We start from the raw sequence: 24581 nt of genomic DNA, 5'->3' as shown, positions 1-24581 counted from the left end.
GCGCCGAAACGGGGCTTTTCCCTGTGCTGGCGCCATTGCTGCGAGCGGGCAAGATGGTATTATTTGCGGTGCTGCACCGCGGGCGGATGGCCCGTATGCGCACTGCTTCCTACGTGCGGACGTAGCTCAATGGATAGAGCATCGGTCTTCGGAACCGAGGGTTGGGGGTTCGAGTCCCTCCGTCCGTACCTCTTTTTCGCCGGTTTTTCTCTTGAACCGGCCGTTATTCGTCCCGTTTTCGTAGCACGAAAACTGCGTCCGAAAGTTCGTCATCCAGCGGGACAGGCTCGTCGATGTCGTAGTTGAAATCGAACGTGCCGCAGAGCTCCAGTTGGGGAACTTTCGCGAGCAGCTGAAGAAACTGCTTGCGCGTGTAGAGCCGATAGTCGTACTCGGATTGCAGCTTCAGGTCGCGCTGGCCGCTCTTTACTCGCAGGTTAAAGCGGATCCGTTCGAGCCGGCGGCGGCGATTGAAGTCGACCACCCGGAGGGTCAGGGTGACTTTCGTCTGGCCGTGACGAGCGGTCGAACGCTCGGTGCATTCCGGATCGGCGTCGAGCGGAATCAGGTGAAAGCCAAGCAGGAAAAGTCCGCCGGAGCGAAGTGCGGCGGCGACATGCTGCAGATGGGCCAGAGCGGCTTCTTCCGTCGTCAGGTGGCGAAACGTATTTACGAAGTTGACGACGCAATCGACCGGTTTCGCAAGCGTAAAGTCAGTCATGTCGCCAACGAAGACTTCGCCCGGCAGCGAGCGACGGCGCAAGCGTTGCTGGACGTAGCGGACCGAGGGCTCGCTCAGGTCGAAGCCGCTGACTTGGTAACCCCGTTTGGCGAGTTCGACCATCAAGCGACCGCCGCCGCAGCCTGGTTCCAGAATGGTCCGGAGCGGCAGTCGCGCGTACTTTTCAAAAGCCGACTCGACGAAGTCGGCTTCAAAGAGGGTCTCGTCTCGAAACGCGAGGTCCCAATACTGCGGATAGTCGTAGCAATCGACCGCAGAGGGACTAGGAGGCGTCGTCATCCTCACCGCCGGTCGAGTCGATGTCCTGCTCCAAGCGAATCGCCAGACGGACCAGGTCCGGAACGTTGTCGACCCCCATCTTCTTGAAAACGTTATGGCGTCGCGCTTCGACCGTTCGTAGACTGACGTCCAAACGGCGCGCGATCACTTTATTCGCTTTGCCTTGCACCATGAGGCGCATGACGTCTTTTTCCCCTTCGGTGCAGGTCTGGTAGAGCCTCTCCGCTTCTTCCTTGTCGATGTCTTCGGCCCGCCACTTGGCGTCCAGGGCGATCGCTTCATTGACCGCGTCGACAATTTCCTGCTCTTTGCACGGCTTGTCGAGGAAGGTCACGGCGCCGTTGCGCATCGCGCGGACGGTCGTCTGGGTGTTGGCATGCGCGGTGATCAGGATTACCGGAATTCGGTATCCGACCGCCAACAGGCGTTCCTGCAACTCGACTCCGCTGAGCCCCAGCATTCGCACGTCGGTAATGACGCAGCCGCAGCGATCGGCGGAAAAGGCGGAGAGGAATTCTTCGGCCGACGAAAACTGCTCGGTCTTCAGCCCCAAGGAATCAATCAGCATTCCGATCGATTCCCGCGCGGCGGGATCGTCATCAATGATGAACACGGTTGGCGTCGTTGGCATTTTCTTTTTCCGTAGGTTCAGTTGCAGTCGGCAATGTAAATCGGAACTCCGCTCCGTCGGCGGACGGCTGGCACCAAATCTTACCGCCGTGGAGCTCGATTATCGAGCGAGAAATTGCCAATCCCATCCCCATTCCGCCTTCTTTCGTCGTGCGGAACGCTTCAAAAATATCGACTCCGTCCGGGAGACCTGGGCCGGAATCGCGTACGCAAAACTCGACCAGGTCGTCCTTGACTTGCGCGCTAATGGTCACAATTTTGTGGCCGGGAATCGCTTTCATCGCTTCGCACGCATTGGTCACCAGGTTGATCAGAACCTGTTGGATCTGGATCGCATCCACTGCGACCCGGGGGAGCTTCTCGGGAAGATCATACTGTACAAAGACGTCGTTGTCGCGAATCATCGGGGCGATCAATTCGACCGAATCATGAATCAGTTCATGGGCTTCGCGATTCTCGAGCTTCGGATCGGTCCGGCTGGCGAAGTTTCGCAAGCGGCGAATGATTTCGCCGGCGCGGGTCGCCTGATCGACGATCCGGGTGATGCAGTGGGCGATGTTCTCTTCGCGGTCTTCGCGCTGCGACTTCAACAAGTTCAGGCAAGTGCTGCCGTAGTTGGAGATCGCGTAGAGGGGTTGATTCACTTCGTGCGCGATGCCGGCCACGATTTCGCCCAGCGTGCTCAGTCGGGCGACGTGCGCCAATTCCATATTCCTCCGGCGCAGCTCGTCGTCGGCGAGGATCTTCTCCGCGATGTCGTTTACCACGCCGACGACATGCGTGACGATTCCCTTTTCGCCGCGAACCGGAGCAATGGAAATCTCGCACCAGCCGAATTCCCCTTCGGCGCGGGCCAAGCGAAGCGTCTCTTGCATCGCCACGCCGTTGACGATGCCCCACCGCAGTTGCCGCAATTGATCGGCTTCGCGCGGGTCGGCGCGGAACACGTCGAGGCTTTTCCCCTCTAGTTTTCCGGGATCAAAGCCAAGCATCGCTTCGAGCGCCGGGTTGCCGTAGACGATTTGCGGTTCGTTATCCGAGAGACCGACGATGAAGACGCCATTGGTGGTCGACGCGATCGCTCGTTCGCGAATTTTCAACGCCAGCTCGGCCCGTTTCCGCTCGGTGATGTCAAGGAACACGATCTGGCAGGCCGGGTTGCCGTGGTAGTCGATCGGCGTGCCGGCGACCGAAACGTCGATGATGCGTCCATCGACGCACAACATGTGCTGTTCGGCAGCCGTGGTAGGCTCGCCGGCGTAGAGCATTTCAATACGTCGGCGAACGAATTCCCGCTCATCCGGCACGATAAAGTCGTCGATCGGGCGACCGATCAGGTCGGCGTCCGACGTGCCGCCCAGGCATTCGACCGCCTTCTCGTTGGCCAGCACGACTTTTTCCATGCTGTGAACCAGGATCGGCACCGGCGAATTGTCGACCAGTGCGCGATAGCGGCGTTCGCTGTTGCGCAGCGCTAGTTCCGCATCCTTTTTGTCGCAGATCAACTGCCATTGGCGAATCGCGCGTTCGGCGATGCGCGGCAGATCCTCGAAGAAATGTTCAGTTTTGACGACATAGTCGATGGCGCCCCGTTTGAGCGCCTCGACGGCGGTTCGTTCGTCGCCGTAACTGGTCATCACGACGATCGGGAATTGCTGGTCTTCAGGACGGCGATGCGACAACAGATCGACGCCGCGACCGTCGGGGAGCATGTTGTCGACCAGCGCCAGGTCAGGGCGTCGCTCATCGATTTCGCGACGCGCCTCTTCCAGCGAAGAGGCGATGACGACTTCAAATTGCGTAGAGAACGTATTGAACGCCCGACTCATCAAAATCGCGTGAGCGCGTTCGTCTTCGATGATCAAGATGCGATATTCGTCGGGCACAGGCAGGTCCTCTCGCAACCAGACTCCGTCTACCGTCGTTTGGGCGGCTCGTTCCAAACCAGCCAGTAGAAGCCGAGATCACTAAGCATTTTGGAGAACTCGATAAAATCAATCGGTTTGACCAGGTAGCTGTTCACATGGTGGCCGTACGCCTGATTGACGTCCGCTTCGGCGTCGCTGGTGGTAAGCACCACGACCGGAATGTTGGCGGTCGAAGGGTTCTTTTTGATCTCGCTTAAGACGTGGAGACCGTCGTACTTGGGAAGCCGCAGATCAAGCAGCACGAGATCCGGAAGCGTTTCGACGTTTTGATATTGGCCGATCTGAAACATGTATTCCAGGGCCGACTCGCCGTTGTCGACATGGACGATCTCATTGGCGACGGCATGTTCGCGGAAACTGCGCATGACGAGCTTCGCATGCGCTGCGTTGTCTTCAACCAACAGAACCTTGATAGGTCGTCCTTGCATCGTTTACTTAACCTGGCGTAGCAGTCGATAACAATGGGGAACTGGGTTCCCGCGGAATGCGGAAGCAAAAGCAAGAGCCTTGGACCGGATTCGGCTCTACCCAGATTTCTCCATGGTGAAACTCAATGATTCGTTTGGCGATCGCAAGCCCGATGCCCGTTCCATCGGAATGCGGATCAAGTTTTTCAAACAGGCCGAAGATCTTCTCCCGGAAGTGCTCGGGGACCCCTGGCCCGTTGTCTCGTACCCAACAGGTCGTGTACTTCTTATCGGAGGATAATTGAATTGTTACGCGTGGATCAGTTGGATCCGAATATTTTACCGCATTTTCGGCAAGATTTTGGAGCACTTCCTGAAGCCGCACCCGGTCTCCGTAAAACTGACTATCGTCGCACGTAACTGCAACGTGGACCTGCTTTTCGGCGATCCGCCCCGCCAAAAAGGTCAGAACGGCGTCGACCAGCTGTCGGCCGTCGACGTAGCCGTTGGGATTGCAGACCCGGCCGATACGCGACAATTCCAAGAGGTCGTCCAGCAGATCCTTCATCTTTTCGGCCGCATCACTGATGATCTGCATATCTTCCTGGACCGCTGGCATATCGCTGCGATCAATATCCTGGGCGAGCGCCCCTAGAAATCCTTTGATCGTTATCAGCGGAGATTTCAGGTCGTGGGAAACCGTATAAGTAAATCTCTCTAATTCCGTGTTTTTCGCTTCCAGGTTGGCGATCAAGGTTTCGCGTTCTTTGGCCGCGAGTCGGGCTTCGGTCACATCCAGGACGGAAGCGAGGGCCAACATCCGACCGCCGATGTAGTACGGGACGCCGATCACGTCACAGTAAAATACTCCCCCCCCTTTACGGATGCCGAGCGCCGTCGCTTCGAAATGTTTACCTTCCGCGACCACTTGAAGGAATTCCGCAAATGCCGCATGGCTGTCCGGGTGAATAAAATTGTGCGGCCCCATCTCAAGCATTTCTTCCCGCGTAAACCCTTGAATCCGGCATGCGGTTGGGTTCACGTCGATGAGCTTGCCGTCGAGCGTAAAGATGTAGAAGCCGTTTACCGCCGCTTCAAAGATCCCTCGATAGCGCTCTTCATTTTCGCGCACGAACTGTTCCGCTTGTTTGCGCGCGGTAACGTCGGTTAGCGCTCCCGCCAGGCGAACGACTTTTCCTTGGGCGTCGCGCTCGCCATCCGCCGAAATTCGAAACCAGCGATATTCGCCCGAGGAGTTGCGGAAACGGCACTCTGCGTCGAACGCCCCTTCGTTGGCCATGAACTTTTCAAACATCGCGTCGACGCGCTGGCGATCTTCGGGATGGACCCAATTGTTAATGATTTCTCGCGGCGGCGGGCCGTCGAAGGGGGACAGGCCGAAGTGTTCAAACATTCGGTCGGACCAGTAGATATGATCTTCCACCAGGTCCCATTCCCAGATCCCCTGTTGGGCGCCGCGGACCGCCAACTGAAAACGGTCTTCGCTCGCCTTCAGGGCGCGTTCGGCATGGTAGGCGTCGGTAACGTCGTCAATGACCAGTACCGCGCCGTCGAACTCTCCTTGTTCGTTTTGCAGCGGGGCGCCGTTGATGTGGAGAACACGGCGATCTCCCGGTTCCCGTTCCAGGATGTAGCGAACGCCGTACACTGGGGCGTTGGTCTGTTTGACGGTCGCGTAGGCGGTTTGGGTTTCAGAATCGAGCGGCTTGCCGTTCAGGTCAAAGCGGAGCCATGCAGGTTCGGAGAAGCCATTTTCGGTCGGCGTCAGGGCGAGCAGTTCGACCGCTCGTTTATTGGCGAAGCGCGTTTTGTCATGCGCATCGACGATGGTGATGGCGGCGACGCTGGCCTGCATGACGCGTTCGAGCATCGCCTTTTCGCGGCGGATGATCTCTTCCTGCTGCAAGCGGAGTTCGACGTTGCGCACGATCGCGATAAAGAGCGGTTGGCCATTTTCGACGAAGCGTCCGATGCGGACTTCGACCGGAAACTCGGTCCCATCTTTGCGTCGATGTCGACCCATTTGGGGCGATAACGGCTCGCGATCGTCGAGCGAGTCGTGCAGATCGACGATCTCTTTTCGCTTCCACTGCACTTCGATGTCGTCAGAGTGCAGTTGCTGCAACTCTTCACGCGTATAGCCGAGACTGCGGCACGCCTCGTCGTTGACGTTGATGATCCGTGCATCGGTATCGACCAGGAACATCGCATCCGCGGCGGCGTCAAACAGGGCGCGAAAGCGAGATTCGCTCGCTTCGACGTCGGCCAGATGCTTTTCCCGTTCGCTTTCGACCGCCGAGATGCGACTTGCGAGAAAGTTGAACGACTGCGCCAGCGGGGCGAACTCGTTCAGTTCGTCGACTGGCAAACGGACGCTCTTGTCTCCCTTGGCGTAGCGCGAGTGGGCGTCCGAGATTTTTTTGATCGGCGCCATCGCCGCATTCGTGAACAGCATCCCCAATCCGATCGCAACCGCCAGGCCGACGATGGCGCCGCCTAACTGCGCCCAGCGCAGGCGGCGAAAGATCGGCAGGAAGGTCGTTTCGTCGGGATAGATCAGCGCGAGCGACCAACCGGTGTTCGGCACTTCGCCGATCACTACCGTTTGCCCTCCCCCTTTGTCGTCAGTGATTGAGCTCCGCTCCCCCCCCTTAATCGTCGACGCGGCGAGGTTGGCTTTCTGATCGCCAACGATCAACCGCCCTTGATCGTCGACCAAAAACAGCTTGGCTTCGTGCGAGACTTGGGCGTTGTTGATGTAATTGACGAGGTGCTTTTCCAGGATCGTCAAACCGACGGCCCCGTTTCGCATTCCGCTGGAGTCGTACGTGGGGACCAAGACCAGGACGATGTCTTCCCCCGAACCACGACTTTTTAAGAGCCGGGAGATTACCGTTTCGCCAGCGGAGATGCGCGCGAAGTAATCGCGATCGCGAACGTTGAACTCGGTGCCATCCGTTCCGTAAACGTCGCCAGCGGCGTTGTTGAAAAACATCGCTTCAACACTATCCCCTAGCGCATGACGCTCCTCCGTCAGGTAGGGCATGATCTCTTCCAGATTTCCCCCACGTAGTTCCGGCGATGAGGCCAGCGTTTCCAAACGTACGACCAGTCGCGTGAAAAACGTTTCGATCCGTTCGATCTGCAACTGGAGTTCGGTTTGCTGGACTTGCTCGATTTCCTCCAACACCAGCGTCCGGGTCATGACGTAATTGAGCACCATCGCCAGGCCGACGGCGGCAAGTGCAGGAACGATCCCCAGCAGAAGGTATTTGCGTAACATGCTTGCGAGGGCGATGGACAGTAGAGGCGCAGGGGACGGAATACAGGTTGCCCGGATTATTGACGAAATGAGATCGACCGTCAAAATCCGAGTCGCCTGGAGGACAATTGCGTAGTCGTACCGTCGTCCCTTTGCGGCAATTCTCTTCATGGGAACTGAGACGCGTTCCGAAACCGGCAGAGGCGGCGTAATCGTTCTGGTGCAATTCCGGCTGGGCGCATCCGCGGCGAATCATCTGCTAGCGAAGCCGAAATGACTTCCGCTCGGCAATTCTGGTATCCTTAGTCGCAGTCGATCCTTCACCTCTGTCTGGCGACTGGAACTGGCATGTTTGATTTGTTCGTCCGCGATACGCAATCGAATCGCCGCGCGCGCCGTCCCTTGGAAATTGGCCGACCGTTTCTGATTGGCCGCAAAACGGAACCATTCGCGGCGCCGTGGGACGTCAAAATTTCCGGGCAACATGCGGAGGCGACTTGGGACGGCAAAGCGCTGAAGGTGCGTCGCCTGGCCGCCGCCGCCAACCCGATTTTCTTTCAGGGGCGTGCGACTGAATCTCTGACCGCCACGCCTGGGCAGTATTTCGTGATCGGTCGAACCGAGTTTCACGTCGTTCCGCACGAAATTGACGCGACGATCGAGTCCCCCAGCCCCCAGGCCGAAGTCACTCTGGCCCCGGCTCGTTTACAGGCCGCACCCTTCCGCGTTGCGGGAGAACGCATCGACGCGATTTCGAAACTGGCGAGCGAAGTCGCCGGAGCGGTCAGCGACGAACAGTTGGCGGCTCGCACGCTGGAAGTCGTCCTCAAGGGAATTCCGCACGCCAAGGGCGCCGCGATCTTCGAAAAGCGTGGGGACCCGATCGTCACGTCGGCGATTCATTTACGCGACGAGTCGGTTCCGATGACGCCGAGCGCGAAGCTGATCTTTCAGACGCTCAAGAGTCGCGAATGTACGATTCACGTCTGGGAGAAAGGGGACGATCAGCCTTCTTCCGGCATTACGGTCGATCCACATGCGGAGTGGGCGCTTGGCGTGCCGATCGGTTCGTTGCCGGCGGTCCTTTACGTCTCGGGGGTCAGCCCACGATTGATCGGACAGGCGACCGAAGTGGCGACGTTACAAGACGACCTGAAATTTACGTTGCTGGCCGCCGCGACCTATGGCAATTTGCTGAACGCTCGCGAGTTGCAAAAGCGTCAAGCCTCCTTCTCCCAGTTCTTCTCCCCCAGCTTGCAGCAGCTGATCCAACAAGATGACTGGGAAGATCTGCTCAAGCCGCGTATCGCTGACGTAACGGTGCTATTCTGCGATCTCCGCGGTTTCAGCCGCCGTGCCGAACTGCAGCGCGATCGTTTGCTGCAACTGCTGGCCGAAGTGAGCGACGCGATTGGGATGATGACCGCCGCCATCCTCGGGCATGGAGGGGTCATCGGCGACTTTCATGGAGACGCGGTGATGGGCTTTTGGGGCTGGCCCGTCGCCAAAGAGGATGACGCGTCAGCCGCTTGTCGGGCGGCGATGCAAATTTTGGAAGCGGCCGATCGAGATGGTCGGTACCGCGTGGGAGTCGGGATTGCGTCAGGAGGCGCCGTCGCCGGCAAGATCGGCAGTCAGGATCAAGTGAAGGTGACGACGCTCGGTCCGCCGGTCAATCTGGCCGCACGATTGGAAAGTCTCACGAAGCAGTTCGCCTCGCCGGCGCTGGTCGACGAAGCGACCGCTAAAGCGGCCGGCTGCGAAGATCTGCGATTCGAGCGGTTGCTGAAAGTGCAGCCAGCCGGAATGGAAGAGGCGACGGCGGTCTACGCTCTCTCTTCTTCCGACACGCCGGCGAAGTTTTCGGAACTGGAGCCAGCGCTCGAAGCGTTCGATCGCGGCGACTGGTCTGCGTCGCTCGAAGCGTTCCGCCGAACTGGCGCAGGGCATCCCTTGCGCAAATTAATCGAAGCGTACATCGCCGAGGTGGGCCCTGTTCCAACGGAAGGCTGGAACGGCGCCCTGCCGATCGAGCGCAAGTAGCGACTAGCGAGCTTTCGACTGGAGCAAGCTCGTGATGAAGCCGAGCATGTCGTTTCGCTTTTGGCAAAAGGCGGCCAGCTTTTCGTAGTCGCCCGAGGCGTTCGAGAGCTCGACCAGCGTCGGAGCGATTCCCATCGTGTGGACCCCTTCCGGAATCATCCGGAGCGCGACGTCGAGCGCTTCGCTCGCTTTGCCGGTGCGGGCCAACAGCGAGATGTAGGTCTCGATCGCCAACGAACCTTCGCGGCGAATGTCGCTCGCTTCCGCTTTCTCGCGAAAGTGCTTCATCGCCGCTTCGTAGTTTTCTCCCAACAGCGCTTGGAAGAAGAGGGCATTGTGGGGATAGGTGTCGGTAAACGGTACCGGCTGCTCGTACTGCAACTGCGGATCGAGACGCCGCCCATAAGCGGTCAAGTCGAGCGCCAGTCGGATCAGTTCCGGATCGTCCAGCACCCGCGCGAAACGGACCGTCGCCGCCAGGTGACTCGCATCGACGTGATAACCGCCGGTGTTGAACAAGTATTCGCGCGGTTCAATGATCTCGGCCAGCGTCGGTTCGGTCGGATCGCTTCCTTCCTGGTGCGAGATGTCGGCTTTGACTGTCGCCGTTAGTTCCTCGTGCAGATGTTTTAGCAACTTCGCCGCCAGCGGCTTTTGCTTGGCAGGGGGAAGCCCCGAGAACTGTTGTTCGTAGGTGGTGATCGCATTGCAGGTGCCGTGATGTTCCAGCAGCAAACCGAAACCGAGTTCCGGATCGACTCCTTCGTGCAGGGCCACTTCGATCACGTCGTCGAGCGTATCTTCTTCCTGCAGGTCGGCTTCTTGAATTGCCCGCAGGACCGGCTCTTTGTCGCCGACCGGACGCAAGTAGTACCAACCTTCGCGAATCCGCCCTTCGTCCAAGAGGAGCGTGCCGACTTCGCGGCAAACTTCAATCAGCGCGTCTTCCAGCTGGTTCCGCTTCTCTTCGGTCAGTTCGTCGCCGATGTCGTTGTAGAGGAGCGGCAAGCCGAGCCGCAGTCGCGCGAGCATCTTGAGCGATTCGAACAGCTCGTAATGCTTCTTTTCGAGTCGCAACTGGTCCGAAAGACGTTCGAGGGCCGCCTCGGCGCCTTTTTCGTCGAGGGCGCTCCGAATTTCGTCATAGGGGCTGGCGGACAACGGCGAGTCTCCTGAAGGCTGAGCATGCGGGAACAAAGAGGAACGATCTATCGTAACAAGCCGAGCCGCGCGAGTGAAGAAAGCGGCCTGGTCGGATCGTGCCGATTCTGACGGCCAGAAAAACTGCGCTCGACTTTGAGGCGGCGTCGGGGCGATGCTAGCCGTTGAAGTTAGGATAACATTTCTCCTCTCGGCGGAGCGGCGATGGCTGGCGGACAATTTTACGACTGCGTCATTATCGGCGGCGGACACAATGGGCTGGTCACGGCCGCTTACCTCGCCAAGGCGGGGAAGAAAGTCTGCGTGCTGGAGCGTCGTCACGTTCTGGGCGGATGCAGCACCACCGAAGAGCTATGGCCCGGTTTTAAGGTCTCGACCGCGGCGTACGTCATCAGCCTGTTTCTGCCGGAGATCATTCGCGACTTGCAGCTGAAGTCGCACGGCCTGGCGATTTTGCCGCGTAATCCCTCCTCGTTCACGCCGACGCTCGATGGCCGTTCCCTACTGATGGGGCCCGACGAACTGGCGACCCAAAAGGAAATCGCCAAATTCAGCCAGCGCGACGCGGAGAACTATCCGAAATACAACCAGCTGCTCGAAAACGTCGCCAAGGTGATCGAGCCCCTCCTTTCCCGGACCGCCCCCGATCCGCTACCGATGCCGAAGAGCTGGCGCAAGATCGGCGTCACGAAGCGACTGCGCGATGCAGGCCGGCTGTGGGACATGTATAGCGAACTGGGGAAACTGGGGACCGATCTCCCCGCCGCCCTGGAATTGCTGACTGGCGCTGCCCGTCCGATCGTCGAACGCTGGTTTGAAAGCGAACCGCTTCGCGCGACGCTCGCCACCGACGCGATCATTGGCGCCTTCGCGTCGATCTCGGCGCCGGGAACCGCGTATGTGTTGATGCACCACGTGATGGGAGAAGCCGGCGGCAAACGAGGCGTTTGGGGTTATGTTCGCGGCGGGATGGGAGGCCTGGCTACGGCGCTCGAAAACGCGTGTCGTCAGTATCGCGTTGATATTCGCCGCGAAGCGCCGGTCTCACGGATCCTGGTCGACAAGGGGAAAGTCCGCGGCGTGCAGTTGGTCAGCGGCGACACGATCGAAGCGGAATGCGTCGGTTCGAGCGTCGACGCTCACTGGACGTTTGAAGAGTTTCTCGATCCCGATCAACTTCCGCCGGAGTTCCTGGCGGCGGTGAAAAACATCGACTATGCGTCCGCTTCGGCGAAGGTGAATCTCGCGCTGTCGGAACCGCCGAACTTCACCGCCCTCCCCTCGACCGGCGTTTGCCCGCAGCATCATGGAACGATGCACGTTTCGCCGGACATCGACTACATTGAACGGGCCTACGATGACGCCAAGTATGGCCGACCGAGCGCCAGTCCGATCTTGGAAATGACGATGCCGACCTCGGTCGACGATACGATCGCGCCGGAAGGAAAGCATATCCTCTCGATGTTCGTGCAGTACGCTCCGTACAAATTGAAGGAAGGATCGTGGGACGATATCAAGGAATCGTTCGCCGATCGCTGCATTGAAGTTTTTGCCGAATATGCGCCGAACGTGCCGGGCTCCATTTTGCATCGCCAGGTTCTGTCGCCGCTCGACCTGGAGCGGACCTACGGCATCACCGGCGGCAATATCATGCAGGGAGCGATGAACTTCAATCAGCTCTTTGTGACGCGACCGGTCCCGGGCTGGGCCGATCATCGGACGCCGATCGCCGGGCTTTATTTGTGCGGCGCCGCCAGCCATCCAGGCGGCGGGGTGATGGGGGCGGCCGGCAAGAATGCCGCGACCGAAATGCTGCGGGATTACTAAGCGAACTTGAATTTCCGCCGATTCGGCTGAAACGGCGGAAGTTTTCGACAATAATGCAGGCTCCCGGCGCATCCTTGCGCAAACCACCCGCTCATTCTGCGTCTGGAGCTTCCCCCCATGCTTCGCCTGATCGCCTGCGCTGTCGCACTTTTTCCGCTGCTTGCGTCGCTGGCCCACGCCGCCGACAAGCCGAACGTCTTGTTCATCGCCGTCGATGACTTGAACGACTGGGTGCATTGCCTTGGTGGGCATCCGCAGACGAAGTCGCCGAACGTCGATCGTCTGGCGGCGAAGGGGATGTTGTTTGAGCGAGCCTATTGCTCGGCGCCGGCTTGCAATCCTTCGCGCGCTTCGCTGCTGACCGGGATCGCACCGTTCACCTCCGGCGTCTATCACAACGACCAACCGTGGCGCCCGGCGATGCCGGATGCGATCACGCTGCCGCAGTTCTATCAACAGAACGGCTACGAGGTGATCGGTTGCGGCAAGCTCTTCCACGGTTCGTATCGCGAAGAGAAAGGTTTCGACGAGTACCTGAAGCAGACAGGCGATCCGAAGCCAAAGCAGACGCCGGTTAACGGGATTCCGAACACGTCCCATTTCGATTGGGGACCGATCGACGCCAAAGACGCCGAGATGAGCGACTACCAGATGGTCGACTTCGCGATCGAGCAGTTGCAGAAGAAGCATGACAAGCCGCTCTTCCTGGCATGCGGCATCTATCGCCCTCACCTTCCCTGGTATGTGCCGCAGGAATACTTCGATCACTTCCCGCTCGATCAAATTCAACTGCCGCAAATCAAAGAAGATGACCTGGCCGATGTGCCGGAGGCCGGCGTGAAGATCGCCAAGCCAAGCGGCGATCACAAGAAGGTGATTGAAACCGACAACTACGCCAAAGCGGTGCAAGGTTATCTGGCGAGCATCGAATTCGCCGACGCTCAGATCGGCCGATTGATCGCCGCTCTGGAAGCGAGCCCTTACGCCGACAATACGATCATCGTTCTGTGGGGCGACCATGGTTGGCACTTGGGAGAGAAACTCCACTGGCGAAAGTTCGCCTTGTGGGAAGAAGCGGATCGAGTGCCGCTGCTGATCGTCGCCCCGGGCGTTACCACGCCGGAGCAGCGCTGCGAGCGAACGGTGACGCTGCTCGATCTCTATCCGACGCTGGCCGACTTGTGCGGACTCACTCCGCCGAAGGAAGTCGCAGGAAAGAGCCTGGCGCCGCTCTTAAAGGATCCGACCGCCGCGTGGGATCGACCAGCCGTTACCACGCATGGTCGCAACAACCATGCAGTTCGGGATGAGCGCTGGCGCTACATTCGCTACGCCGACGGGAGCGAAGAACTGTACGACCATCAGGAAGATCCGCAGGAATGGACCAACGTCGCCGACTTGCCGGAAAACGACGCGGTGAAAAAACGGCTGGCGAAATGGCTGCCGACGACCAACGCCAAAGATGCGGATAGTGAGAAAACGCCGGTCGCGAAGAACGCAAAAGCTTGGAGCATGAGCGGAGTCGTCGTCTATCGTGGTCAGCCGGTCGCCGGCGCGAAGGTGACGATGTATGGCCGCGGCGGTAAAGCGAAAGCGAGCGGAGTGACGGACGAAGAGGGGAAATACGTCATGAAAATGGAACCGGGCGAAAGCTTTCCTGAGGGTGAATTTAAAGTAACCGTCCGCGGCGTGAAGATCCCCGATAAATTTGGCGATTTCCGTACGACGGGACTGACGGTGAGAAACGCCAAAGCCGCCAATCGATACGACTTCTCTTTCGAATAAATCTCACGCGTCGAGTTCGCCGCGTAAGACCGTGACCGCCGCGCCGCGCAGTTTGGCGCGATCACCATCGAGCGTCACCTCCAACTCTCCGCCGCGCTGCGAGCATTGAAACGCTCGCAGCGTTTCTTTTTTCCACTTCGGCGCCCAGTATGTGACCAGCGCGCAGTGGGCTGACCCGGTGACCGGATCTTCGTCGATACCGCAGGCCGGCGCGAAAAAGCGAGAGAGAAATTCGTATCGCTCTCCATCACCGCGACAAGTGACGATCACGCCGCGTGCGCGGATCTCGGCCAACCGGCGAAAGTCGGGCGTCACGCTTCGCAGTTCTTCTTCCGAAGCGACTTCAATCAGCACGTCGCGGCGATTGCGGCCCGTCGCAATCGCTTTACATCCGAGCGCCGCGATCAGTCCGGTTGGCGGAGGGCAGACTTCAATCTCATCGATTGGAAAATCGAGTTCGATTCGCTCGTCAATTCTAGCCGCCGTTAGAACTCCGCTGCGCGTGTTGAACTCGATCGTCGCAGTCGGTGACGCTCTGCCGGTTTCCCACAGAAAGTGAGCCGCCGCCAAGGTGGCGTGTCCGCATAGATCGACTTCGACCGTCGGCGTGAACCAGCGCAAACGAAAACGGCTTTTCTCTTGCCAGAGAAAAGCCGTTTCGGAGAGATTCATTTCCGCCGCGACCCGTTGCAGCCAGCTATCTTCGCAGGATTGCTGCAGCCAACAGACGGCGGCCGGATTCCCGGAGAGGGGCTGGGATGTAAATGCGTCGATCTGATAGAGCGGAAAGGGCATAACAGACTCTCTGGGATTGGGTGCGGGTTCCACTCTTCCCTCGACAAGCGAGCCGGTTGGCAGGTTCGCCTTCCTAGCGGTCGAGCGGCGATCTGATTCTAATAAAGAGAAGCCGCTGTCTTTCTTACCTAGCCATGAGCGCCATGAAACCGAGAATTGCCGTCACGATGGGGGATCCGGCCGGAGTTGGTCCGGAGATCGCCCTACGCTTGTTGGCCAACGCTGAAGTTGCCGAGTATTGCACGCCGATCGTCTTTGGCGACGCCCAGCTATTGCGCCGCGTTGCGGAGCTGCTCGACCTGCCGATGTGCGAAACGATCGTCGACGTGGCGGATGGCGCCGATGCGCTCCGCTCGCTGACGACGCCGGCGATCTATGACTTGCACGCGATCGACGCGGCGGCGATTTTGCCGGGCAAGATTGCGGCTGAGTGCGGACGCGCGTGTTACGAATACATCCTGGCTGCGATTCGCGCCGCCGAAGCGGGGCAAGTCGACGCGATCAGCACCGGCCCGATCAACAAAGAAGCGTTGCACGCCGCCGGGGTGAACTATCCGGGGCATACCGAGATCTTCGCGGACGAGACCGACTCGGCGCGGATCTGCATGATGCTGACGTCGGAAGAGATCACGTGCGGCTTTGTGACGACGCACGTCGGCTATGGCGAAGTGCCGGGACTATTAAGCCGTGAGCGGATCGTTGAAGTGATCGAGCTTTGTCATGAGGCGATGCGCCGCATTCGAGGACGTGCGCCGAAGATGCTGATCTGCGGATTGAATCCGCATGCCGGCGAACATGGCCTGTTCGGCAATTCGGAAGAAGAGCGGATCATCGCGCCGGCGGTGGCCGATGCGCAAGCGTTTGGCATTGAAATCAGTGGGCCGTTGCCGCCGGATACGGTCTTCTTGCGCGAGCGCCGCGCGACGACCGATTGCGTGATCTGCATGTATCACGATCAGGGGCATATTCCGCTGAAGGCGCTCGCGTTCGACGTCGCGGTAAACATCACGCTGGGACTGCCGATTATCCGGACTTCGGTCGATCACGGGACCGCCTTTGATATCGCGTGGCAAGGCAAAGCGGGCGTTTCGAGCCTGATCGAAGCGGTTCGTCTCGCTTCGCGACTAGCGACCGAGCCGACTGCGGCGGTCGCCCCCGAATCGGGCGGATTGGCCTGATTTCGTGTGGGGCGGCTCATAGAAAGGGGCGGTTGCGGAGGCTAGAATATCCCCGTATCCGATTCCCCCCTTCCAACCCACGAGTCGCATCCATGCCGCTTCGCCGAACTTTTTCGCTGTTTGTCTTGTTGGCAATGTTCGCCGCCGTGCTGCGGGCCGAAGATACCGCGCCGGTCGCTTTCTCCGAAACGCCGCTCGACACGGTTGAGATGGTCCGCACGTTCAAGAACCTGCGCATCCGTCGTCCCTTGATCATCACCAACGCCGGCGACGGCAGCGGCCGCTTGTTCATCGCCGAACAGCAAGGGGTGATTCACATCATGCCGAAGGATGAAGCGGAAGGGGAAACGACCGAAGTCTTCCTCGACATCGAAAAGAACGTTCACTTCAATCCGCGTCAGAACGAAGAAGGCTTCCTGGGCTTCGCGTTTCACCCGGACTACAAGTCGAACGGCAAGTTCTACGCTTACTACACCACCGAAAAAGAACCGCAGCTGTCGGTGATTTCGGAGTTCTCGGTTTCGAAGGACGATCCGAACAAGGCCGATCCCGCTTCCGAAAAAGTGATCATGACGATCAAGCAGCCGTTCTGGAATCATAACGGCGGCACGATCGAGTTCGGCCCCGACGGTTATCTCTACATCGGTCTGGGGGACGGCGGCAGCGGCGGCGATCCGAACGGAAACGGCCAGAACCTCTCGACGCTGCTCGGTTCGATTTTGCGCATCGACGTCGATCACCAGGCCGACGGCAAGAACTACGCGATCCCGGCCGACAACCCGTTCGTCGGCGTGAAGGACGCTTGCCCAGAGATCTACGCCTATGGTCTGCGTAACGTCTGGCGGTTCAGCTTCGATCACAAGACCGGCGTCCTGTGGTGCGGCGAAGTTGGTCAGGACATCTGGGAAGAGATCGACCTGATCGTCAAAGGGGGCAACTACGGCTGGAACAAGCGCGAAGGCTTCCACCAGTTCAAGAACAGCGGCGTTGATGCGAATGACAAAATGATGGATCCGATCTGGGAATACGACCACAATGTAGGGAAGTCGATCACCGGCGGCGTCGTTTATCGCGGAACGGCCGTGCCGGAATTGGTCGGAAAATACTTGTACGCCGACTACGTGACCGGTAAAGTTTGGGCGCTGGACTATGACTTGGAAGCGAAGAAGGTGAAGGGCAACTATCGCATCGCCAATTCGTCGAACCCGCCGGTCGTGACGTTCGGCCAAGATGAATCGGGCGATGTGATCGTCAGCGCCATCTTCGGCGAGTTCGGCACCCTCTATCGATTCAAGTCGAAGAAGTAGCCAGAAGGGGAACAGAGCTTGAAAGTCGCAATCATCGGCGCTGGATTGTCGGGCCTCATTTGCGCTCGCGAGCTCTCTTCTCAACATGATGTCCGATTGTTCGACAAGGCCCGCGGCGTCGCGGGCCGCATGTCGACTCGCCGCGTCGATCCGGATCTCCGCTTTGATCACGGCGCGCAGTATTTCACCGCTCGCGATCCCCGCTTTCAGGCAGAAGTGAATGCGTGGATCGCCGCCGGCGTCGCGGCCGCTTGGACCGGCCCGATCGGCGTTCTCCAGTGCGGCGAAATCTCGGAGCCTGCCGGCAGTCCCGATCGCTATGTCGGCGTTCCGGCAATGAACGCTCCCGCCAAGTATTTAGCCGAAGGCCAGACCGTTCATCTCTCGCAGCGCATTCAAACGGTTGCGCGTACCGACGCCGGCTGGTCGCTGACCAGCGAGCGCGGCGAAACGTTCGGCCCGTTCGACGGGCTCGTCTGCACGTTGCCGACGGCGCAAGCGGCGGAGCTGCTGCGCGACGTTGCGCCGACCTATGCGGCGCAAGTCGAGCAAGTGACGCTGAACCCTTGCTGGGCGACCCTTGTCCAGTTTACGCAGCGGTTGCCGCTGGAGCTGGATGGCGCGTTCGTCCATGATTCGCCCCTTTCCTGGATTGCGCGGGACAGCAGCAAGCCAGGGCGAAGCGCCGAGCAGGAATGTTGGGTGCTGCACGCGACGCAAGCGTGGAGCGCTCGGCACGTGGAAGAATCGCCTGACGTGGTCGCGCCGCAGATGTTGGCCGCGCTCGCCGCAGCGACCGGCGTGTCGCTCCCTGGCGTCGCCTACCAAACGGCCCATCGTTGGCGGTATTCGATTCCGCCGGAGCCGCTGTCGGTCGGTTGTTTGTCGGACGCCGAGATGCATCTGGCGATCGGCGGCGATTGGTGTCAACAAGCCAAAGTGGAAGGCGCCTTTTTAAGCGGGCTCGCGTTGGCCGAAACGGTCGTCCAATGGGAGTGAGCGGGCGCTAGTTAAGAGAACGTTTCCTCCGAAGAAAGGAATGGAATGAACGATTCGTGGAGAATGATCGTTTTTCGCCTGGTGGAACTTCCTACTCGTCTGCGATTGCGTCGGCGGCGCGAAGAGCGCATCAGTCAGCGGAGCGGCTGGCGACACGCCCACGGTCATCGTCGTTACGACCGGCACGATTCGCACGACAATCCCCCTATGCGTATGCTACCATTTCTAAGAAAGACGCCGGCCAGTCGTACGGCGCCCTCCGCCCCGCTGCTTTGAGAGTCCCCACGATGAACAAACGCTCTTCCAAGTCGAAATCGGATCATGGCAAAAAACACGAAGACGACTTGGACGTCGAACTTGATCCTCACGATCGGATGAAGAAGAAGGATTACGAGAAGGAGCTCGAAAAACTTCAGATCGAGTTGGTCAAAGCGCAAGAGTGGGTCAAGCAAAAAGGGACTCGTCTGGTCGTGTTGTTCGAAGGGCGCGATGGCGCCGGGAAGGGGAGCACGATCAAGCGGATCTCGGAGCGGCTCAATCCGCGCGGTTGTCGCGTCGTCGCTCTCAGCAAACCGTCTGACGTCGAGCTGACGCAGTGGTACTTTCAGCGGTACGTCGCCCACTTGCCGTCGGCCGGGGAAATCGTGCTGATGGATCGCAGTTGGTACAACCGCGCCGGGGTCGAACGGGTGATGGGCTTTTGCACCGGCGATCAATACCAAGAGTTCCTCCGCAGCGCGCCGGAGTTCGAACGGATGTTGATCCGCAGCGGCGTTAACTTGATCAAGTATTGGTTCAACGTCAGCTACGCCGAACAAGGACGCCGTTTCCAGAAGCGACTTGACCAGCCTGACAAACGCTGGAAATTCAGCCCGATGGATATCGAGGCCCGCAAGCGCTGGTACGAATACTCAAAGGCTCGCGACGCAATGATGGCGGCGACCGATATTCCGGAAGCGCCGTGGTACGTCGTCCCGTCGGACGACAAACGTCGAGCCCATCTCAACTGCATCTCGCACCTGCTCAGTTTGGGGAATTATCAAGACATTCCCCGCAAGAAGGTGAAGCTGCCGAAGCGGGACGAGGAGCACCCGTACGAGAACAGCCTGCGGGGCGAACGCCGGTTTATTCCGCAGCCGTACTAAAACCGCGCGGCGACTATTCGCTCTCCGCGGCCAGCTCCGTTTCGCTCGCCGCGGCCGCTTGATGCCAAAGAAAAGCGACGTAGCCGATCCCGACGATGCCGACGTAGATCAGCATCAGGTAGAAGTTGTAGACGCTGAGTGCGACGAGCGCCGCCGCCGCGATGATTAGCGCGATCGCCGGGAAGAAGGGATAGAGGGGCGTCTTGAACGGACGCTCCAGATCGGCGTGGTTCTTCCGCAGTGCGAAGAAGGCGATCATCGAGACGATGTAGAGCGTCAGCGCGCCGAAGCAGGCCAGCGTAATGATCTCGGCGGTCTTGCCGGTCAGTAGGGCGATAATGCCGAGCAGCATGTTGGCGATCAGCGCGTTGACCGGCGTCTTCGTTCGCGGGTGAACGACGCCGACGATCGGAGCGACGTAACGTTCGCGCCCCAGTTCGAGCGTCGATCGTCCGGCCGCGAGAATGATGCCGTGAAATGACGCGATCAGGCCGAACAGTCCGATCGTGATCAGGAGGTGATAGAGAGCGCTTCCCTCACCGACGATCTTGGCCAACGCGAGCGGCAGCGGCGAATCGGAGGGCGCCGCTCCTGGTTCGGGGAAGACGATCGCTTCCCACCCAGCGACGCCGACCGCCGAGGTAAAGACCAGGATGCAGAGAACGACAAGGGTCGCGATCGCCGAGCCAAAACCAATCAGCACGTTCCGCTGCGGATTCTTCGCCTCTTCGGCGACGTTAGCGACTCCTTCGATCGCCAGAAAGAACCAGATCGCAAAGGGAATTGCCGCGAACGCGCCTCCCCAGCCATGAGGCAGGGCGTTGATCGTCAAGTTCTCGAACCGAAACGCCGTGTAGCTGACGCCGGCGAACAGCAGCAGTTCGAGCACCGCGAGAATCGTAACGAATAGCTCAAAGTAAGCGGCCGAGCGGACGCCGACGATGTTGAGTCCGGTGAAGATCAGGTAGGCGATAATCGCGATCGCGGTGACGCTCAATTGCGGCAGAAAGGCGTTGAGATAGGCGCCGATCGCAAAGGCGATCGCCGGCGGGGCGAAGATGAACTCGATGCTTTGCGCGATCCCGGCCAAATAGCCCCACCGCTTTCCCAAGCCGAGTCGAGCGTAGTCGAACGCTCCCCCAGCCTTCGGAATCGCACAGGCCATTTCGGTGTAGCTGAAGGTAAACGTCACGTACATCACGATGATGAACAAGGTCGCTACGGCCATGCCGAGCGTTCCCCCTTCGGCGAGACCAAGGTTCCAGCCGAAGTACATCCCGGAGATCACGTAGCCGACGCCGAGCCCCCACAGCATGAACGGGCCGAGCGTCTTTTTCAGTTCGTTATTGGGCTGCGTCATTGAGCCGATCGTCGTGAAAGAGGTCTTTAAGCTTTACGCCGGAGAGCTTTTTGCGCAGCGACTCGCCGATCAAAAAGCAGAGCTTCTGCGCCGCGAGTTCATGCGGCAGCCCTTCGCTCCGAATGTTGGAAATACAGTTGCGGCGTTCGTCGGTATTGCCGCTGCAGGGGGCGTAGGTGAGGTAGGCGCCCATGCTGTAGGGAGAGGTGAGCCCGGGGCGTTCGCCGATCAAGATCACCGACAACTGGCTGCCGAGCAGATCGCCGATCGGGTCGCTGATGGCGACTCGGCCTTGTCGGACGATGGTGATCGGCGCGACGCGATACGGCCTCAAAAGCGGCATCAAATGAGCAAGCAGCGGCGCGGCGTTTCGCTCGATCGCGATCGCCGACAGCCCATCGGCCAGCGTGATGCTGACCTCGTACTCTTCCCGCGGCAGCGACTGAAGCGTCGCTTGCGACGATTCGCTCAAAATGCGTCCCAGGTCAGGTCGCTGGACATACTGCTGTCGGTCGCGGGCCTGACTGTTGAGCAAGATCGAATCGAGCCCCAGGTTCTGCAGTTCTGCCTGGACGGCGTCGGTATTCAGGTCGGCCCAAACGGCGTCGCTGGCGAGCGCATGATCGGTCCGAAACGCGAGCATCTGACGCGTCGTCATGCTGCTGCCGGTTCGCCCCAAGCCGATGCGGGCATGGGTGAACTGGCGATACTTTTCCCAAATGTCGTCCTGGTTCATAGGTACATCAACCGGTGACGCGGCGTCTCTTCCAGGATCTGTCCCTGATCATCGATGACGTTCATCCCTTGCAGCCACTGTTCAAATTCCGGGGCATGTTTCAGCCCCAGCAACTGCCGCAGATAGAGTTGGTCGTGGTACGAGGTGCTTTGGTAATGAAGCATCACGTCGTCGGCGCCGGGGACTCCCATCACAAAGTTGCAACCGGCCAGCGCCAGCAACGAGAGGAGATTGTCCATGTCGTCTTGATCGACCTGGGCGTGATTCGTGTAGCAGACGTCGCACCCCATCGGAAGCCCCATCAACTTGCCGCAGAAGTGGTCTTCCAGGCCGGCGCGCAAGATCTGCTTGCCGTCGTACAGATACTCGGGACCGATGAAACCGACGACCGAGTTGACCAGTAGCGGGCGATACTTACGGGCGACGGCATAGGCCCGCACTTCGCAGGTTTGTTGATCGACGCCATGATGGGCGTTAGCCGAGTGGGAACTCCCCTGCCCTGTCTCAAAGTACATGCAGTTGCGACCAACCGTTCCGCGGTCAAGTTGCAGACCCGCTTGATACGCCTGATCGAGCAACTCCAAAGTAACGCCAAAGCTGTCGTTCGTCGCTTCAGTGCCGCCGATCGACTGAAAGATCAGATCGACTGGGGCGCCAGCTTCCATCAGGTCGATCGTCGTGGTGACGTGGGCAAGGACGCAGGTCTGCGTGGGAATGTTGAAACGCGTACGCAGTTCATCGAGCATCTCCAGCAGCGTTCGCGTGGCGCGGGGATCGTCCGAAGCGGGGTTGATCCCAATCACCGCATCGCCGACGCCGTAGAGCAGCCCGTCGATGGTGCTGGCCAATATCCCCTTCGGATCGTCGGTCGGATGATTGGGCTGCAAGCGGGTCGAGAAATGTCCCTTCAGGCCAAGCGTGTTGCGAAACTGCGAGACGACGCGGATCTTCGACGCGGCCAGGATCAGATCCTGGTTCGACATTAACTTACTGACCGCCGCGACCATTTCCGGCAACAGGCCTGGACTGACGCGCAAGATCGTCGCGCCATCGGTCTCGGCGGCGAGAAGCCAATCGCGAAACTCGCCGACCGTCAGAGAACGAACCTCGGCCAGCGCCGCTTCGTCAAGCTGATCGACCGCCAGCCGTGTAACCGCATCGAGCTCGTAGGGAATGATGAGCTCATCGAGAAACTGCGACAGCGGCGTATCGGCCAGCACATGTCGCGCGGCGAGCCGCTCTTTGTTGTTCTCGGCCGCCAGACCGGCCAGCTTGTCGCCGGAACGTTCTGGCGTCGCTTTGGCGAGCACGCATTTGAGATCGGGGAACGAATAAGTCGTCGCGCCGATTCGATGCTGGTATTTCATGTTCTGGCGAAGAGAAGAGGCTCAAGCATTCGCGGATCGATTCCAGTTGATCGAAAGCGAACTTGCGAAACAAGTGACAAAGTTTTCAAAATTAATTTGCCGGTTTTCGCAGTCTCACCGGCTGCGTTACGTGCAGTTCTTCGGTCCCAGCAACTGCTTCAAGACTCGTTCCTTCTCGGCCACCGCATCGGCGATCGCCTGTTCGATGTCGGCCCGTTCGGCGTCGTCGGTCGCTTCTTCCAGCGCGATTTGCAGCTCTTCGAGCACCGCCTGATGCGCTTCTTCGATCGCTCGTTGGGCGTTCTCGGGTCCGGCGTTGCAAAAGCCGCTGAAGTCTTCTTTCATCGTCGATGCGCCCGGCCGCAGGAAGTTTTTCTAGTTTGGGAGTAACCTGTCCCCTGCGGACTATCATAGCAAGGTAAGCCGCTCATCGCTTCCTTCTCTGTGCGAAAGTCCTCGTCATGCGCCGTCTGTTGCCGGTTCTCGTATTCTCTTGCTGCGCTGCGACCTGGTCGCTGGCCGCCGACTTGCCCGAGAGCGTACCGGCCCCGCCGAAAGAGGCTCGACTCGTCTTTACGGAAGACTGGTCGTCGGGGCAGATCGACCCGCAAAAGTGGTATGTGCTGCGAAAGAAATGGGGCGGCGGCAATCATGGGGTCGTGCCGGAGAACGTGTCGGTGGCGCCGGACGACGTTCATGGCGAAACGAAAAACGTCCTGGTCTGCACTGGCCATGGCGATCAGTACGACGGCGACGTCGTCGGGATGTGGGGACGGAAAGATCGCGTTGGCGGCGTGATCGTCTCGAAGCCGTTTTTCGCCTCGGGACGGATTGAAATCGTCGCTAAGGTGGGCGAGGCGAAACCGTATGACGGCGGTCCCGAGAATCCGCGCGAGCCAAGCGGCGCGATTCCGGCGATGTGGACCTACGGCTATCGCTGGGTTCACGTCAGCGACAAGCCGGTCGAGCAGTTCGTGGCCGACAAGCCGATGTATAACCCGCACATGAAAGCGTACGGCCTGGGCGCGAACGAATATTGGTCGGAGCTCGACTTCCCTGAGTTCGGCAAAGGGGGCGACTTCTCCAAGGCGATGTACAACACGTTTTGTCAGAGTCGGCATGAGCCGCTGTTGTGGGACGTTTCGCACGTGATCGACGGCGACTACCACACGTATGTCACCGAGTGGCGCACGAAACTGAAGGAACTCCCGAGCGTCACCGATGCGATGGTCGCCGAGCAGGATGGCTATTACTGGATCCAGGAGAAGTCGATTCCGTTTGACGACTATCTCGGCAATCCGCTCAAGCGTCTCGGTCCCGATCGCTACGCCGTCTATACCGGCGATTACGCGGTTCACTATCTCGACGGCAAAAAGATTGCCGAGAATCATCGCTTCGTTCCGGCGATGGCGGCGCAGTTGAACCTAGGGATTTGGCTCCCCGATTGGGCCGGCCCCGCGCCGTGGAAAACGGCGTCGATCAAGTTCGCGTCGGTCAAAGTCTGGCAGTACGACGACCCCGGCGACGTTCGTGGGGTGATCGTGGATGATCTGAAGAACAATATGGACGAGCAGGGACGCGAGATAAAGTAGCTCGTAGTCCCCGTTTC

General features: G+C 59.4%; 19 protein-coding genes and 1 tRNA gene. 9 read left to right on the top strand and 11 right to left on the bottom strand.

All coding sequences use genetic code 11. The annotated features are described in order from the left end of the window. Nucleotides 1–115: 115 nt before the first annotated feature. Nucleotides 116–188: transfer RNA gene (locus LOC68_RS14805), tRNA-Arg, on the top strand. 35 nt (nucleotides 189–223) lie between these two features. Here the strand turns inward: LOC68_RS14805 and LOC68_RS14800 are convergent. From LOC68_RS14800 to LOC68_RS14780, 5 genes are read right to left on the bottom strand one after another with little or no spacing between them, the layout of a single operon-like run. Further along, the gene (locus LOC68_RS14800; protein ID WP_230220131.1) at nucleotides 224–1021 is read right to left on the bottom strand and encodes a class I SAM-dependent methyltransferase; all 798 of its coding nucleotides are present in this window, start codon (nucleotides 1019–1021) and stop codon (nucleotides 224–226) included. Next, nucleotides 1005–1652: a response regulator transcription factor gene (locus LOC68_RS14795; protein WP_230220129.1), complete on the bottom strand. Its 648-nt coding sequence runs from the start codon at nucleotides 1650–1652 to the stop codon at nucleotides 1005–1007. The genes LOC68_RS14800 and LOC68_RS14795 overlap by 17 nt, the downstream gene beginning before the upstream one ends. Next, nucleotides 1621–3537: a PAS domain S-box protein gene (locus LOC68_RS14790; protein ID WP_230220127.1), complete on the bottom strand. Its 1917-nt coding sequence runs from the start codon at nucleotides 3535–3537 to the stop codon at nucleotides 1621–1623. The genes LOC68_RS14795 and LOC68_RS14790 overlap by 32 nt, the downstream gene beginning before the upstream one ends. Nucleotides 3538–3566: 29 nt before the next feature. Next, nucleotides 3567–4007, bottom strand: a complete 441-nt coding sequence (locus LOC68_RS14785; RefSeq protein WP_230220126.1) for a response regulator — start codon at nucleotides 4005–4007, stop codon at nucleotides 3567–3569. A gap of 7 nt (nucleotides 4008–4014) precedes the next feature. Then, nucleotides 4015–7290, bottom strand: coding sequence for a PAS domain S-box protein (locus tag LOC68_RS14780; protein ID WP_230220124.1), 3276 nt, complete (start codon nucleotides 7288–7290; stop codon nucleotides 4015–4017). Nucleotides 7291–7617: 327 nt separating this feature from the next. On the opposite strand from LOC68_RS14780, the gene LOC68_RS14775 reads away from it, so the two are divergent. Continuing rightward, on the top strand, nucleotides 7618–9312 hold the full coding sequence (locus LOC68_RS14775) for an adenylate/guanylate cyclase domain-containing protein (RefSeq protein ID WP_230220122.1): 1695 nt from the start codon (nucleotides 7618–7620) through the stop codon (nucleotides 9310–9312). 3 nt (nucleotides 9313–9315) lie between these two features. On the opposite strand, the gene LOC68_RS14770 is transcribed toward LOC68_RS14775, so the two are convergent. After that, nucleotides 9316–10473 carry a hypothetical protein gene (locus LOC68_RS14770; RefSeq protein ID WP_230220119.1) on the bottom strand — a complete coding sequence of 386 codons (1158 nt, stop codon included), beginning with the start codon at nucleotides 10471–10473 and terminating at the stop codon, nucleotides 9316–9318. Between the two features lie 204 nt (nucleotides 10474–10677). Here LOC68_RS14770 and LOC68_RS14765 point away from each other — a divergent pair, with 204 nt between their 5' ends. Together LOC68_RS14765 and LOC68_RS14760 are read left to right on the top strand one after the other, a co-directional pair. Then, nucleotides 10678–12300: a phytoene desaturase family protein gene (locus tag LOC68_RS14765; protein WP_230220117.1), complete on the top strand. Its 1623-nt coding sequence runs from the start codon at nucleotides 10678–10680 to the stop codon at nucleotides 12298–12300. 117 nt (nucleotides 12301–12417) lie between these two features. Further along, entirely contained in the window at nucleotides 12418–14085 is a 1668-nt protein-coding gene (locus LOC68_RS14760; RefSeq protein ID WP_230220115.1) for a sulfatase-like hydrolase/transferase, read from the top strand. 3 nt (nucleotides 14086–14088) lie between these two features. Here LOC68_RS14760 and LOC68_RS14755 read toward each other — a convergent pair whose 3' ends face one another. Further along, nucleotides 14089–14880, bottom strand: coding sequence for a PhzF family phenazine biosynthesis protein (locus LOC68_RS14755; protein ID WP_230220113.1), 792 nt, complete (start codon nucleotides 14878–14880; stop codon nucleotides 14089–14091). Between the two features lie 143 nt (nucleotides 14881–15023). Between LOC68_RS14755 and pdxA the strand changes: the two genes are divergently transcribed. The 4 genes from pdxA (at nucleotide 15024) to ppk2 (ending at nucleotide 19509) form a co-directional block, all read left to right on the top strand. Continuing rightward, nucleotides 15024–16058, top strand: a complete 1035-nt coding sequence (pdxA, locus tag LOC68_RS14750) for a 4-hydroxythreonine-4-phosphate dehydrogenase PdxA (protein ID WP_230220111.1) — start codon at nucleotides 15024–15026, stop codon at nucleotides 16056–16058. A 92-nt stretch (nucleotides 16059–16150) separates the two neighbouring features. Next, complete coding sequence (locus LOC68_RS14745; protein WP_230220109.1) at nucleotides 16151–17365, top strand: PQQ-dependent sugar dehydrogenase; 1215 nt, start codon at nucleotides 16151–16153, stop codon at nucleotides 17363–17365. An 18-nt stretch (nucleotides 17366–17383) separates the two neighbouring features. Beyond that, nucleotides 17384–18364: an NAD(P)/FAD-dependent oxidoreductase gene (locus tag LOC68_RS14740; protein WP_230220107.1), complete on the top strand. Its 981-nt coding sequence runs from the start codon at nucleotides 17384–17386 to the stop codon at nucleotides 18362–18364. A gap of 287 nt (nucleotides 18365–18651) precedes the next feature. Beyond that, nucleotides 18652–19509, top strand: coding sequence for a polyphosphate kinase 2 (gene ppk2 / locus LOC68_RS14735; RefSeq protein WP_230220105.1), 858 nt, complete (start codon nucleotides 18652–18654; stop codon nucleotides 19507–19509). Nucleotides 19510–19522: 13 nt separating this feature from the next. On the opposite strand, the gene eat is transcribed toward ppk2, so the two are convergent. From eat to LOC68_RS14715, 4 genes are all read right to left on the bottom strand, one after another. Beyond that, nucleotides 19523–20869 carry an ethanolamine permease gene (gene eat / locus LOC68_RS14730; RefSeq protein WP_230220103.1) on the bottom strand — a complete coding sequence of 449 codons (1347 nt, stop codon included), beginning with the start codon at nucleotides 20867–20869 and terminating at the stop codon, nucleotides 19523–19525. Then, nucleotides 20853–21605: an ethanolamine ammonia-lyase subunit EutC gene (gene eutC, locus LOC68_RS14725; protein WP_230220101.1), complete on the bottom strand. Its 753-nt coding sequence runs from the start codon at nucleotides 21603–21605 to the stop codon at nucleotides 20853–20855. The genes eat and eutC overlap by 17 nt, the downstream gene beginning before the upstream one ends. Then, nucleotides 21602–22972 carry an ethanolamine ammonia-lyase subunit EutB gene (locus LOC68_RS14720; RefSeq protein WP_230220099.1) on the bottom strand — a complete coding sequence of 457 codons (1371 nt, stop codon included), beginning with the start codon at nucleotides 22970–22972 and terminating at the stop codon, nucleotides 21602–21604. The genes eutC and LOC68_RS14720 overlap by 4 nt, the downstream gene beginning before the upstream one ends. A 126-nt stretch (nucleotides 22973–23098) precedes the next feature. Next, on the bottom strand, nucleotides 23099–23317 hold the full coding sequence (locus LOC68_RS14715; protein WP_230220097.1) for a hypothetical protein: 219 nt from the start codon (nucleotides 23315–23317) through the stop codon (nucleotides 23099–23101). A 116-nt stretch (nucleotides 23318–23433) separates the two neighbouring features. Here LOC68_RS14715 and LOC68_RS14710 point away from each other — a divergent pair, with 116 nt between their 5' ends. Then, complete coding sequence (locus tag LOC68_RS14710; RefSeq protein WP_230220095.1) at nucleotides 23434–24564, top strand: glycoside hydrolase family 16 protein; 1131 nt, start codon at nucleotides 23434–23436, stop codon at nucleotides 24562–24564. Nucleotides 24565–24581 lie beyond the last annotated feature (17 nt).

Source organism: Blastopirellula sediminis, from assembly GCF_020966755.1.
GTDB classification, from domain to species: Bacteria; Planctomycetota; Planctomycetia; order Pirellulales; family Pirellulaceae; genus Blastopirellula; species Blastopirellula sediminis.
The sequence above is the reverse complement of the archived record's forward strand: the minus strand, read 5'-3'. Positions and strand labels throughout refer to the sequence as shown.

Bases quoted from the DNA above. Each gene is read 5' to 3' on its own strand.
- LOC68_RS14800 (WP_230220131.1), bottom strand. From the start codon at position 1,021: ATGACGACGCCTCCTAGTCCCTCTGCGGTCGATTGCTACGACTATCCG.
- LOC68_RS14795 (WP_230220129.1), bottom strand. From the start codon at position 1,652: ATGCCAACGACGCCAACCGTGTTCATCATTGATGACGATCCCGCCGCG.
- LOC68_RS14785 (WP_230220126.1), bottom strand. From the start codon at position 4,007: ATGCAAGGACGACCTATCAAGGTTCTGTTGGTTGAAGACAACGCAGCG.
- LOC68_RS14780 (WP_230220124.1), bottom strand. From the start codon at position 7,290: ATGTTACGCAAATACCTTCTGCTGGGGATCGTTCCTGCACTTGCCGCC.
- LOC68_RS14775 (WP_230220122.1), top strand. From the start codon at position 7,618: ATGTTTGATTTGTTCGTCCGCGATACGCAATCGAATCGCCGCGCGCGC.
- LOC68_RS14765 (WP_230220117.1), top strand. From the start codon at position 10,678: ATGGCTGGCGGACAATTTTACGACTGCGTCATTATCGGCGGCGGACAC.
- LOC68_RS14760 (WP_230220115.1), top strand. From the start codon at position 12,418: ATGCTTCGCCTGATCGCCTGCGCTGTCGCACTTTTTCCGCTGCTTGCG.
- LOC68_RS14755 (WP_230220113.1), bottom strand. From the start codon at position 14,880: ATGCCCTTTCCGCTCTATCAGATCGACGCATTTACATCCCAGCCCCTC.
- pdxA (WP_230220111.1), top strand. From the start codon at position 15,024: ATGAAACCGAGAATTGCCGTCACGATGGGGGATCCGGCCGGAGTTGGT.
- LOC68_RS14745 (WP_230220109.1), top strand. From the start codon at position 16,151: ATGCCGCTTCGCCGAACTTTTTCGCTGTTTGTCTTGTTGGCAATGTTC.
- ppk2 (WP_230220105.1), top strand. From the start codon at position 18,652: ATGAACAAACGCTCTTCCAAGTCGAAATCGGATCATGGCAAAAAACAC.
- eat (WP_230220103.1), bottom strand. From the start codon at position 20,869: ATGACGCAGCCCAATAACGAACTGAAAAAGACGCTCGGCCCGTTCATG.
- eutC (WP_230220101.1), bottom strand. From the start codon at position 21,605: ATGAACCAGGACGACATTTGGGAAAAGTATCGCCAGTTCACCCATGCC.
- LOC68_RS14720 (WP_230220099.1), bottom strand. From the start codon at position 22,972: ATGAAATACCAGCATCGAATCGGCGCGACGACTTATTCGTTCCCCGAT.
- LOC68_RS14715 (WP_230220097.1), bottom strand. From the start codon at position 23,317: ATGAAAGAAGACTTCAGCGGCTTTTGCAACGCCGGACCCGAGAACGCC.
- LOC68_RS14710 (WP_230220095.1), top strand. From the start codon at position 23,434: ATGCGCCGTCTGTTGCCGGTTCTCGTATTCTCTTGCTGCGCTGCGACC.